The organism is Paenibacillus koleovorans NBRC 103111 (assembly GCF_004000845.1).
Classification (GTDB): domain Bacteria; phylum Bacillota; class Bacilli; order Paenibacillales; family NBRC-103111; genus Paenibacillus_AA; species Paenibacillus_AA koleovorans.
Map to the genome: position 1 here is coordinate 69,707 of NZ_BIMA01000019.1, position 13,156 is coordinate 82,862.

At 51.3% G+C, this 13,156-nt stretch carries 6 protein-coding genes; 3 read left to right on the forward strand and 3 right to left on the reverse strand.

All coding sequences use genetic code 11. The annotated features are described in order from the left end of the window. Positions 1-17: 17 nt before the first annotated feature. A complete protein-coding gene (locus tag PKO02S_RS09105) occupies positions 18-3,410 on the reverse strand; it encodes a tubulin-like doman-containing protein (protein WP_127581426.1) in 3,393 nt (1,130 codons plus the stop codon). Between the two features lie 14 nt (positions 3,411-3,424). Then, complete coding sequence (locus PKO02S_RS09110) at positions 3,425-5,188, reverse strand: VWA domain-containing protein (RefSeq protein ID WP_127581454.1); 1,764 nt, start codon at positions 5,186-5,188, stop codon at positions 3,425-3,427. A gap of 253 nt (positions 5,189-5,441) precedes the next feature. Here PKO02S_RS09110 and PKO02S_RS32295 point away from each other — a divergent pair, with 253 nt between their 5' ends. From PKO02S_RS32295 to PKO02S_RS09120, 3 genes are read left to right on the forward strand one after another with little or no spacing between them, the layout of a single operon-like run. After that, the gene (locus PKO02S_RS32295; protein ID WP_164821357.1) at positions 5,442-5,594 is read left to right on the forward strand and encodes a hypothetical protein; all 153 of its coding nucleotides are present in this window, start codon (positions 5,442-5,444) and stop codon (positions 5,592-5,594) included. Further along, complete coding sequence (locus tag PKO02S_RS09115) at positions 5,587-6,522, forward strand: hypothetical protein (RefSeq protein ID WP_127581431.1); 936 nt, start codon at positions 5,587-5,589, stop codon at positions 6,520-6,522. Before PKO02S_RS32295 ends, PKO02S_RS09115 begins: the two co-directional genes overlap by 8 nt. Before the next feature lie 17 nt (positions 6,523-6,539). Beyond that, the gene (locus PKO02S_RS09120) at positions 6,540-8,279 is read left to right on the forward strand and encodes a hypothetical protein (RefSeq protein ID WP_127581434.1); all 1,740 of its coding nucleotides are present in this window, start codon (positions 6,540-6,542) and stop codon (positions 8,277-8,279) included. Between the two features lie 745 nt (positions 8,280-9,024). Here PKO02S_RS09120 and PKO02S_RS09125 read toward each other — a convergent pair. Next, a partial coding sequence (locus tag PKO02S_RS09125) for an S-layer homology domain-containing protein (protein WP_174819893.1) occupies positions 9,025-13,156 on the reverse strand: 4,132 nt, incomplete at its 5' end.

Consider the following 13,156-nt stretch of genomic DNA (forward strand, 5'->3'; position numbering starts at 1 on the left):
TATAAGACTGGGCTGTCTTAAGACAGCCCTTTGATAATGTCGTTTATTTTGTTGCCGACAGTTCGGTAGAAGCGATACATCTCTTCCCCGTTGACCCAATCGGATCTCTCGAATTCTAGCTTGGATCTGGAATCTCCGAATGAGGCCGCCATTTCCCTCAATGTCAGCAGGAGCGGCTCTATATTGGACGAGGCGGTCACTTGCTGTACCCGCCGGGACACTTTGCGATCAAGCAAGGCGTTTTTCTTCTGGTCCAGCTGCATCACTTTGGTATAGATCTCATACTCTACGAATCGGTTCACTTGCATCAAATTCAGGAACGCATCCCATGGCTCTTCGTCCCCCTCAGCGTCATAGACGTACAGCACCCCTTTTTTGCGGATGGTTTCGGTGTACATCGCCTCAATGAACTGCTTATGGACCTTCTCTTCGCTAACGAAGCCCTCCATCACATTGTCCAGCTCTTGAATCTTGCCGCGGATAGCCTGATATTTCGCAACTTCCTCGCGTACCAAACGGGTTTGTCCTGGATAACGAATCAAGTTTTCCCTAGCCGTCTCCTCATTCACACTCCCGAAAATATCTTTGCTTTCGGGACTTGGCAGCCCCCGCTCGAGCAGCGCCTTAAGATCGCCCAGGCAGCGTCTAACCTCAGTAAAATTGGGACGCTCTGTATTCAATTGCATCTGATAGCCGGCCAGGACGGAGTCCAAAGAGAATGCACCTGTTAGTACACACTCAAACCGGCTAGTTGCTGCGTTATCCGTCGACTTCTCCCGAATGCAGCCGAACGACAGGGCCTCCGTAAACAACTGCCGGATCGAATGATTGTTTTTCTTGACCCGTTCGTTGTGATACAAATCCCCCCATGATTTCTCCGGAATTGGGGAAGGCAAATAAGTCCAGTTGTTCTTCTCGGTTTGGACCAAGTGACGTCCGATTCCTTCCGGCTCCAGGATGGTACGCTCGTAGCTTTCCTCATACAGCTTGAGCGGCGTGTACAAGTAAAGCGGGATGCCATTCTGCGTGTTCAACCAGAAGATCCGGTTTTTCACTTGGCTTTCTTTGAGTTCAAATTTGCTGTTTGAGATCGATAATTCTTTGAAGCTTTTAATTCCCTTATAAATATTGGGAGCATGCACGGGAACCGAAACGATTCCATATGACGGAAAGTGGTAATTGCCCATGCTGTTGCTTAGATGAAACACAGGTCTGGCTTCGTCATACAGACGGCTGGCAATCTTCTGTTCAACAATTTTGTCCAAGGCATGTTCGTTGCCATATTTGATCGTCAAATAGTCTTCCATGGAGCGGGTGATGAGTCCGCCGAAATGTTCCGAGAGGAACTCCGATATGGAACCAATAATATCGACTTCCTGCTCGCGCACCCAATGGTTAGAATGCTCGATCAACGCATCCGTGAAATCTCGAATCAGCTGATCTACGTTCTTCTCCTCCAGCACTTGTCCGATCATCTTCGCCACATCCGGAACATTGACCACATTCCAGTAATAGGTGCGGTTGCCGCGATAGTCTACCTCTTCTTCCCCGTTGACCAGGATGTCGGCATTTCTATGAAAAATTTTGTTCAACTCGTTCAGCAACTCCGTGAATACCTCGTAAAGCCTGGAATTCTCGTCGAGGATGATCTGATGCAATTCTTCGTAGAATTCGATCATCTGCTGCATCCGTTCCCGATCTGCATGAAGCAGGTATTCCTGAATTTTGGCTTCTACGTACGCATCCTTCTTGCGATCTCTGGAGATGAAGGCGTTGGCGGCCTCGTTTCGCTTCTGGGCGGCCACATCTCTCGCACTCTCGATATCTCGCGGAATCCGGTACATTCGCTCCTTCAACGATTCAATATAGGAGGAGATTAACTGCAACAGGCAATAACCCTTATCCGTGAAAATCATTCGACTCGCATAAAACGGACCTTGCAGCGGATTCTTGAAAATTTTCTGCATCTGCTCGATGAACTGCTCCCGGACCGCATTCGGGAACTGCTTCCGCGACTTGATGTATTCCTCGCGGGCGCGCGATAAGAAGTTCTGCTCCAGCTCAGTGTCTATGCTCACGGACTGATTCCGTATGACATTCTTATAGCTCAGCCGGTCACTATGCTGATGGCCCTCCAAGGGGCGCTCAGGTACCCCTCGATTCATCTCCCGATGAAGCGTGTCCGGATCGAATCCCATCCGATTCGCCAGCTTCTCGACATCTTCTTTAGTCGGCGCCGACTGGAACATTTTCTCCATATGCTTGAACACCTTGTAAGCCAAGAAGGTGGTCATTTCCTCGATCGGAAGAACTGCCGAAGAAGCGCCAAGAATGTTGTATTGGTAATTGGCCGAGAAGTATCGTTTCATATTCTTGATGTTAATGCTTATGTTGCTTATATAGTCGTGGATCGCGAATTCTTCCCCGGATTGTTTTTCTTCGCTGGTCATGAAGTTGACTATATTCTCTGCGGTTACATTCATGCAGTAATCGTAGGAGTTTTCGAGCAGCTTACCATCCAAATTCGTAGCCGAAACGAGATGCGCCAGATTGAACGGCGGCAAGGCCGAGTTTACGTTCAGGATGCTGCCATACTGCTGTTTGAAGCGCTCTCCCCGTTCATCGGCGTTCATCCAATAGTCAAGCTCTTTCAGCGCTGCATAGCCGTTCTTCTTGATGTACTCGCGGGTATGCTCCGAAATGCTTTTATTCGCCAAGTTCACATCCGGAGTAAACAAGTAGCCGAGCAAATTAACTTTATCGATTCCCGCACCCCCATGCTCCCTCTCCATCAACCCTCGGACGATATAAGCGATGTCCAGGAAACAGCCGCTTCCGGTACCGCCTGTCAGTCCAGTCAGAAGAAAAACAAGAAGCTTCTTGTTCGTACCCGTGGTGAGTGTTTTGATTTTACGTTCAATCGTCTGCACGACTTGAATAATCTTAGTGAACAGCAACAGTCGCCCTGCCTGGCGTACGCCGGAGGCGCCGTTGATCCCGTCCGAGATAATAAGTTCCGGGGATAGCCATTCCCGAATGTAAGGTTCGAGTTGACTGCGGTTTTGCAGCACGCTCCCAATTTCAGCATTCGACAGCAATACGAATTCGGTTAGCGGGTCAAGGCCGATTCCGTTATATTTCTTGTTCCGATCATGTTCATTCGTCTCGAAGGCTACGAACTCAATGTTGTCCGGCTTCTCCCGCTTCTTCTTCGATACGGGGTCCTCCGGCAGCTTGAACCTCCGGTTGATTTGGTACTTAACACGCAGGAGGGCGTCGATGCCGGTGCCCCCTAGACCAATGACGAGCATCGGATTGTCAATGGTGTCTACACGGATCTTCTCGCTTACAATCCCTCCGCCTTTGGATACATCCAGCTGTTGAATATGCTCTCGGACGATTGGTTTCATCTAATGTTGGCCCCCTAGCGTAGATATTCAAGTGAAATGGACTTATTGGACTGCTTCAATAGTACTCGCACTCGGTCATTGATGCGGATCTCCAATCCGTTCGCGGCATCGACTACACGCCCGCCTTTTTCCACGACGCATTGGGATTGGTTCTTCATCAACAGCGTATCCCCGTTGCCCGGGCGGAAGACCATGTCTTTCGTTTCCGCATATTCGGGCTGGAGGTTCAGCAGCTGATGAAGCTGGAATCGGCCTTGGAATGTTCCCAAGCGCTTGTATTGAGGACTGGTCCTGTCACCGGTGTCCTCATCTTTGATCTCCAGAACAATCTGCCCTACGAACCCACGATTCGCTTTTTTCCAGAACCGCAAGCCCAGCAGGGCGAGCAAGGCGGTCAACAGGATTCCAGCGGCGATAATAAGGTACAGCAACCAAGGCGTTCCGGAGTCATTCGTTTGCGCCAGCGGTTGAACCGGCGAGGGAACCGGAGTAGCGGCCGGCGCGGTCGTCGGCGTAGCCGTTAGTATCGCTGCCGCCGGTTTGGCGCTGATCTTGACCACTTCGGACTCACGCAAGAAATTAGCATCTTCGACCTTCGTCTGAAGCTCGTACTCATGGGCCTCCTTCACTTGGAAAGACCCTTCAATTCCTTGGACACTCCCCTTCATCGGGAATTCTTGCACCTGTTTCGTGTCCAGATCCTTGGCTACTAAAGTTGCTTTTAGGTTTTGGAAAAGACTTGCGTCGCTGACCGGTTGATTATTTGCCATTAATTGAGCCTTCACATTGACCGTATCGCCCGGCTTAAAGTTGGAGGAGGACAAACTGTTCATTTGCAACTGCAGGTCGTAATTATAGACAAGGTTGATATCGATCTGCTTCTGATTGACCCCTTTTACTTTAAGCAGCCATTCCCCTTGTGCGGGCTTAATCAGCTTCAGCAGGGAATATGACTTGGAAGACGAGAACACTAGGTTCGGGGAGCCGCTCAAGCTTTGCTCCCGCCCGGGGGGATCAAACACTTTCACTTCAACCGCTCCACTCGAAACCATGGAGATATTCGCCTCAATCACACTCGCATTCGGGATGCTCACCTTCACATCCTGATAATCGCCTGACGCAACCAAGCTAGGTAACGGAGCTACCTTAAGCTTCAGGTGGCTCGCATAAATCTCGCTCAATATCCGGGGAAGATCATCCGCGCTGCTTGTTGCAAATGATTTCCCCCCGGTTTGATCGGAGATCCGCTTCAATGCGTTATAATTCAAGTTGCCGTCGGCATTCAACCCGATCGTATAGATCGGCACCCCTTTTTCTTGAGCGCGAGTCAACGCCTGATTCAATACATCGTCGGATTGCTGCTGCGTACTGCCTTGGCCAAGCGAGTTATTCCCATCGGTGAAGAGCACAATCATGGGGACTCGTCCTTTTTCAAACCCATTCGATTCCAATATTTTCAACGCTTCACTGACACCCACGGCCACATCCGTATATGGGCCTCGAGCGAGTTGGTCGATGAAACTTTTCAGCTCTTCCTTGGACTGGGGGCCGTTCAGCTTGATTAGCGCTTTTTCGCGAATAATCTGATCGGTGTAAGCAACAACCCCGATTCGATCCCCTTCTATTGCAGCCAAATCGATGAACATCTTCATCGCTTCGTTGCCGACCTTATTCACATCGCTCTCATTCATGGACGTGCTAACATCTAGAGCCAGAACCGCATCAATCTTGGTTAATCCGACTTCCGCAGCTCGTGCATTTGAGGAAAAAGAAATCATCCAACAGAGCAAAAGCGCAGCCAACAATACTCTTGATTTACGTGTCACTTCCACCGCAAGTAGGCCTCCAGTAATGTAGTTATGAATTGTGCATCCAATATCCTAGTAACTCTATGGTAGAATTAAGAAAATAATAGTAAAATAGACACAGTATTTATAGTTATATAGTAACTGCACGTCCCCGAAAATTCCATATAATTCTACAATTCTCTTCTATTTTCTATTTCTTCTAACTAGAATGGGAGTTTGCCAAATGACCGTCACAATATTCACGCTGCTTGTACTTGCCGCCATCCTGGCAGGGCATATTTATTTTCTACTAAGCCTTCGCAAAAAGAACATCCAGAACTCCCAATTGGACACGCTGTTCATTCAAAAAATTAACCATGGTGACGCCAATGAGTAAGATTGCCGTACAATTTCGGAAGAGCCCGCGCCATCGATACAAATTTGAGCGGCTGCGCACTTGCCGCCGTTGCGGTTCCTTCTCCACTTTATGGAGCGAGCATTGTCTGACTTGCCGGCGCAAGGGTACCTTTCTCCGGTTGAAGGATACGGTCCGCATTGTCAATCGCCGCATGAGGAGAGTGAACATAGCTTGCATAGCTATACTTGCTGCCACCGCTATCATCTTCTCCCGAACCTTGACCGAGTTAATTGCTTCCTTTACGGCCGGTCTACTAGCCTTGCCGCTATACTATTGGCTGGCTCGCAAATATGAAGCGGATGTAGAGCACTTCAGACTGCAGAAGATTCTCTTGGCTAATTCCCATGCCGTTCGTTTCGGCCTTGACCGGGAGTTTCAGGAAGCCCTTCACGATATTTCAGAGAACAGGCACAAAGAAGGCTACGAGAAGCTGAGAGAAATTAGCTTGCTTATCGACAACAACTCGATTCGTCAACACAAGCTGTCGTCCATGCGGAACTTTATTTTAAGACGTGATATGGAGCTGGAATTAGCGAGCCTCCTCCCAGCCGGATTCGACGAGGGTTTTGCCGTCTATATGCTTGATGTCTGCAAGCTTCAGCCCGATCTGGTCAACCGGCAGGTCGTGGACTATGTACTCCGGCATAAAGATCAGATTCAATCGCTAGACAGGGGAAAGGAGCTATTAGTTCATGTAGCCGCCGCCGTGCTCTTAGTGAAAGGTTATTTGAAGCCATACAATGGTTTTGTGCTCGAATTCACAGCGGATTTGCATCGTGACTCCCTGCTGCGGTTGTGCAAGCTCCTATCCCCGCAGGCTGAGACTTATCCGGAATTAACAGCCAGGGCCAAGCAAGCGGTTAAGTTGAAATACGAATATGACCCTGAATTTCAAGGCTTGCTCTAGAAAGGATTGGCTGATGTATGCTTCTATCTTACAACCGTTCCTTATGGTACCACCGAATCTTGTATCTTTTGGTTGCGGTCGCACTTGTTGCCGTTGTCTATAAAACCTATATGAGCTCGTTACGCATCCAAAAATATCACCAAGCAGTCAACGACTTGGAATTGGGGCGGCTGGTCCTTGCTGAGGAGGGCTTTCGCAAGGCGGCTGCCAACACCTCCCTGCAATATAAGACCAAGGAAATCGAGGAATTGCTAGTCCAGCTGCAGCCGGTGTCCCAGATTATAGACATGCTGAAGCAAGTGGAGGAGGAGCTCCGGGTCTCGGACGATGAAGAACGTGTTGCGGAAATGCTCGACGTATTCGCGAAGTACAATCAGTTGATTGGTGAATACTCGGCCAAGGGGGATTCGTCCACCCTGATCTTCCAGGAGGCTATTGTTTACTATGAAATAAATGAACGGTTCACAGCCACTTTGTCAGACCATTACAAAAGAGTCACTAAAGGCTTACAGAGCCAATTGAATAAGAAAGCTTTTGCCGAGGAGCAGAACTTGAAGGAGTTGCTGCTGCTCCACAACGCAATCGCCAAAAACGACCCCAAGCAAGCTGCCGAGGATCTCGCTCTATTGGAATCCTATGAAAATGCTAGGCTGAATGCTGTGCTCAAGGAGAAGGGCTTCGCCGATGCATTAGCCGAGACAGCCCGTATCAATAAAATTTACGCCGATTCGGGGTTAAGCTTTCCTCTAATCGCCACCAGAACTGAAGACTATGCAAAGGATCAGCTTCAACAGCTGTTTGACCAGAATAAGATTGTGGAATATATCGCGATGGCTCAAGCATTCCAATCGAGTCCGGATTGGGCACCTATCCTGGTAAATGTCCCTGGGGTTATTGCTAAAGCAATCAGTGTATGGATCAAACAAGCCGATCAGGCTGTTGCAGCCGGTCAGTTTGATCAAGGGATTGGAATTCTGACCAAGCTAGGTACCTACACGGATACTGCCCCCCGAATTCGGAATGCAGAGGTTCGCGCCATGGAAGCCGATCCGGCTCGCTTGCTCCTACGGGCTGCTCCAGGCCGGAGCTTCAATTCGACTGCAAGTTTCCAATCGCAAGCCGGGGCTCAATCCGTGGTCCTAGGCCTGGATAAGAACACAATAGGTTTAGCGCGATTGTTCGGAGACGGGACCGTGGGCTACAGCGAAGGCGTACTTGATGAAGGAATTACAGTAAAAAGCCTCACCTTAGCTCAAGCGCTTAGCGCTCAAGGACAGCCCCTGGTGCTGGTCGACGGGGCTTCCGGCAGCAGGCAACATCGATATCTCGCCTATGAGCTGCAGGGTAATGCGCTTCGAAAAATATGGGATGTCCAGGCTGACCGCTATCAGGTAGAGCGTCCAGGTGTGCTGCTGGTAGACAATACGATAGACGGGCCTGGGCAGCAATCCTACTATGAATACCAAGGCGGCAGATACAATTTTACCCGCATCAAACCTGACTATATCGAGATTTCCTTAAACAACTTAAGAAACTACCGCAACACAAAAGTCCGCTTCACCTGTCAAATCTTAACGGCCGATGGGAATACTGCAGTAGTTTCGCTTAACGGAGAATATGTCATTTTATCCGGTAACTTCAGCTTTAAGCCAGGAAATGCGGTTGTAACTGGAAAATGGATTGGGGATAGTGAAATTAAGAAAGGTACCCAGTCTATCTACGCTTTCCAGGTCGAGGTCAGCGCCTTATCGCAGTGATAACAACTGTAAAGCTATCACACAATATACAGTCAAAAAAGCCACCCTAATCAAGCAATGTCATTAAGTTAAGGCACAGGGCCAAAAATCAGGAAAAAAGAGCAGGTTATCGAACAGATAGCCCGCTCTTTTTTTGCGCGAAAATAGAAATTGGTCTTGACAAGTAGATGGAAATATGTGGCGAACCCCTTTGAAAAACGAGGAGATTACACCCATGAATGAGTACGCGAATTCGCTAAAATAAACGCTGACATCCCTCATACGAGAAATGACAGCGGCACCCGCACCTTATGCGGACACAGACATCTTCTGCATTTGAACGTTGCCTACGACCTCTGCAATAGACTCTATGTGGATGCCCTTGTTCAGCCGCGAAGGTGTGCAACGAGGGAAGGGCACTGGCGCTATGGTTGACCGTTCTCCGATTACAGACAAGCGCAGATTCGCAAAAATATTGTGCCGGTTCGACCCATTCGCCCAGGGCAGAAGAACGCGCACAACATCCGCTGGTAATCAGCTGTTAGCTTCGTCTACAGAGTAGCATAACTCAGTTCACATTGAACATTTTTTTAAGCGGATCTTCCATCCGCTTTGTTTGCTATACGCTTTTTCCCTTGTTTGCACCAAAAAAAAACAAACGGCATAGGGCTTTTTCCCATGCCGTTCCGATTTCATTTGTTCCCCGGTCTTGTCTTTGAGCTTAACTTAATGACATTGCCCGTGGGCGGCCTTTGTTACAAAATTCTTAATTGATAAACCTCACCATCAATTCCTCGGTGTCGCTAATGCGTGTAAATTCATGAGTACGGGAAGCCTCTTCCACTTGGCCATAGCCCCAATTCGACTTGGGCACATCCGGCCAGCTCGGATCGAAGTCGCCTGTCAGCGGACCGCGACCCAGCACACGGTTCAGCGTCGTCACCGCTTCGTTCCGGCTCAGGTTCCGATCCGGATGGAACAGCGCGCCTTCGCCGATCATGTAGCCTTGCTGCTTCATGCTTTCGATCTCATTGCGCGCCCAGTGGCCCGCCGTATCCTGGAACGAGTAGTTGGCCGACGGCCTGACACTCTGATTCAGGAAGCGTAGAACGACAGCGGCGAATTCCGCTCGCGTGATACGCTGCTCCGGCTTGAACTCCCCGGCCTCGTAGCCCTGCATGATGCCGGTCTGCTTCATCACCTCTATGCTCGAGCTCGCCCAGTGGCTGCCGCTCACATCGGTGTAGGAGCCAGCCGGCTGCTTCACGTCGCCTTTGCCCAGCAAGCGGGCCAGCATAGCGGCTACCTCGGCTCGAGTAACGGCATTGTCCGGCTTGAACATGCCGTCCGGATACCCATTGATGTATTTCATATGAATGCCGCCGTTGTTGAACTTCAGGTTGAACGTCGGCAAGGAAAGCGATTGATTCTGCGCCTGAGCCTTGGCTGCGTCATATTGTACCTCGATCAAGTAACCTGGAGCCACAGGTTCCTTCAGATGAATGATCAGCTTGTTGGTGTCGCTCAGCTCCGCTTTCGCAATCGCAACCGGCTTGCCGCCCACCAGAACCGTCAAAGCTTGAGGATCCATATATTGGGCCTTGTTGTTCAACGAAATCTGAATGGTCCCTGCCGCGGGATTCGCTTCCGAAGCGGTCGGCTGCACTTCCACTTGCGGAAGTGTCAGGACCGGTGCCGCAACCGCCACATCCGCCTCGCGGAAGAAGGTAAAGGTACTGAATTTAGTAATTTTGAATTTGAAGCCGACCGGTCGGCCGTTGGCATACACGATTTCGCTCGGCGTATTCCCGCTGCCTCCGACCACTTCTTTCGTGCCGTCGGTGTGTTGGATGAGCACGCGAATCGATTCCACAAACTTCTGGCGCTCCGTCGGGTCGGTCGGAATCGTCAAGTACGTCAGCGGCAGCGTGATCTCCGTCTCGAACCCGGTGTAGTTCGTTTCAATCTCGCGCGGGATATCGAGAATGACGGCATTGTTCGCCGCCCTCATTGCGGCGATATCCTGCTTGGTCTGCGTCACGACGGTTTGTTGCTCCGCCGCATCCCGGATCGGCACGATTCGGAAGAACAGGTCGAAGCCGGCATCGACGATTGTCGACAGCACACTCGCGCTGATCCCTACCGAGCCTTCCGGCGTCGATACTTGCAATGACGTGGCGCCACCGACATTCTCCAATGCGGTCACGGGAATCTCGACCGCCAGTTCATCCGCCCGCTCGGACAGATTGTTGTTAGGCTTATCATTGAAGTTCACATTCAACACGCCTGATTGCGAATTCGTCTGCACCAGCTCACTCATCGAAGCGGGAGATACAATCAGCTTGTCGATTTGCTTGCCGTTCGACAATGTGGTCCGCGTAATTTGGGCCTGAACCTCTTGACCGTCCACAATGACACTGCTGTCGTTCCGGGCTTCCGTTACTTTCTGCTCCAGGACAGCGTTGCTCTTCACGATCAGCAAGAACGTGCGGCTAAGAGGCGTTCCATTGGCCTTCGACACGGTTGCGGTCAGAATCACGCTGACGTCCGTTGGCTGGCGGTTGATATTCGCCGTGAACTTCCTCGGCTCGTTCGAACCGTAATCGTTCGCCGCTTCCGCAATCTTGATGACCGCTTCATGGCTCGACGTCCAGCCGACCAATGTGTGGTTGCTGCCGTCCTTCACCAGGAATACTTGCTTCGTCACGCTTTCCCATATATCCGTATCGGAGAAGCCGACCTTCAAGTTTTTGAGCGCATTCTTGATGTCGTCGTTGATGCCTTCCAGCGAGTCCGCTACCGGCCCTACGTACACGCTCTGCGCAGACGTGCCGATGCTCGGAGTACCGCTAGCCGCCACCGGCGTGACTTCGAAGCTGATATATTTGCCAATGTCCTCATCCTGGACCACATACGTTTTGCCCAGTGCGCCGGAGATCGGAACTCGGCCGGTGCCGGAACCATCATCGGCTCTATACCACTTGAATACGGTGCTTCCCTCCGGATCGTTGTTGACATCCTGGTAGGTGTAGCTGCCCGTCAATGTCCGGCCCACCTCCGGCACGCCGCTGATCCCTACGTTCAAGACCATCGGTGCAGCCGCTGTCGTGACGGACACGACGTTCGACTGATTGGACGGCCCCAGATCGTTATAAGCGATGACGTGGTATTGATACGTCTGTCCGCTCGTCAGCCCATACACCGAATAGGTGACCGAGGTTACGGTGCCCAAATATTGGCCGTCGCCGTACACGTTGTAGTAAACTGCCCCGGCTACCGTATTCCATCCCAGATTGATCGTGGTGTTGGTATTGGACAGGCTCCTGAGAACGATTTGATCGGTCAACGGAGTATGAGGCTTCATATAAAAATCGTACTCCACAATCGAACTGCCCACATGAATGATTCCGTTTGTAATATAGCTGTCTTCTCCTGGAGCGACCGGCACGGTCCGGCCTTCCTCCCGGCTGTCATAATTGTAGTAGGCCGTTTTGGTGCCCTTCAGATAGTAATCTCCGTCGGCGTAAACCATCCACGCATATTCCCCGATAGCGGTTGTGAATTGCGGGTTCTTGTTCTGATTCGGCGCGAAATCGGCCAGTATCGGCAGTTGGACGATCGTGTCCGGCACCCGGCCCTTATCTCGGTTCAATTGGGTATCGGCCCAGTACAGCTGCATATCGATGCCCTCGATCGGCGCATTGGTGACGAAATCCCGCACAATGCCGTAAGGGTCGATGAGCCCGGTCTCAATCTCAATCTGACCGTCCGCTGAGATCGTAACCGTCTTCCAGATGCCAGCCATTTTCTGTCCGTTGACGGTGAGCTGGAACAGCAGTCGGTACGTACCCGGCAGCAGCTGCTCTACCTTGAATCGGCCGTCCGGCTCAATCAGGACCGGCTTGTCGAGAATCTCTTGCCCTTGATCGTTAAAAATACGTCCCACCATCGTGTTGGCGCTGCTAAAGATGTTGTCGATGTTTTGCTGAACATGCCCTTTGACATACAGCTTGCCGCTGATTTGGTTGATGGCGGCTACGGCTTCCCCGTTCCCAAGCGCGCCTACCGTCGCTTTCTGCTCGAATTCCAAAGTTACGGACTGCCCTTCCACTACAATCGGAGCTTTGATCTTCAATGTGTAGTTCCGATCGCCCATCGGCACGACCAAGCTATATTTGCCGTCCGGTCCTGTCGTCACCGTAACCGTATAGAGCCCAATCGGCGGTCCGAGGTCCTCCGAAATCGTTACTTGGGCGCCAGCAACCGGCTGCCCACTGACCGTTACGATCCCTTCCACAGTAGCCGGCATCAACGTGACCGTCATGACCTGCTCGGCGAAGATTCCGGATTCCAGGTCACGGACTACAATCTCCATCGTCTTGTTTACCGACTGGATCCCTTGAATGGCAGGAGCGGTTAAGGTGCTTGTCGCCACTCCCGAACCGTTGGTCGTTGTTGTTGCGATTGAGAGGGTGCCTGCCTCCGCCCCGAACTTCACCGGAACCGCTGCCACCGGCTGGTGAGTCACTTTATCCAGAATAGTGGACGTCAGCAAGCTTGTTGCTTTGCCATCGCCGACCAGGCTCTTCGGATTCGCCGTCAGCGAGATGGTCGCCACCTCCGGGAAAGTCAGGTCTTGCACGACCTGTTGCCCATTAACCAGCTGCACTTGTGCGGAGACGAGCGTCCGCGTGCTGTTCGCCACATAGACTACGGCGGTTACCGGCAGCAGGCTCGAGATCGTGTACCGGCCGTTCTGATCGGTTACAGACGAGCCCATGAAGACGCCGTTCAGGTCTTGAATCCCTACAGTAATTCCGGTAACGATCCGGCCCGTAGTGCTGTACAGGATGCCGGTGATGGACGCGTTAGCCGGGGTTGGGTTCACCGTCACCGTG

Excerpts from the sequence above, each read along its gene's own strand:
- PKO02S_RS09110 (WP_127581454.1), bottom strand. The coding sequence starts at position 5,188 with ATGATTTCTTTTTCCTCAAATGCACGAGCTGCGGAAGTCGGATTAACC.
- PKO02S_RS09120 (WP_127581434.1), top strand. The coding sequence starts at position 6,540 with ATGCTTCTATCTTACAACCGTTCCTTATGGTACCACCGAATCTTGTAT.
- PKO02S_RS09115 (WP_127581431.1), top strand. The coding sequence starts at position 5,587 with ATGAGTAAGATTGCCGTACAATTTCGGAAGAGCCCGCGCCATCGATAC.
- PKO02S_RS09105 (WP_127581426.1), bottom strand. The coding sequence starts at position 3,410 with ATGAAACCAATCGTCCGAGAGCATATTCAACAGCTGGATGTATCCAAA.
- PKO02S_RS32295 (WP_164821357.1), top strand. The coding sequence starts at position 5,442 with ATGACCGTCACAATATTCACGCTGCTTGTACTTGCCGCCATCCTGGCA.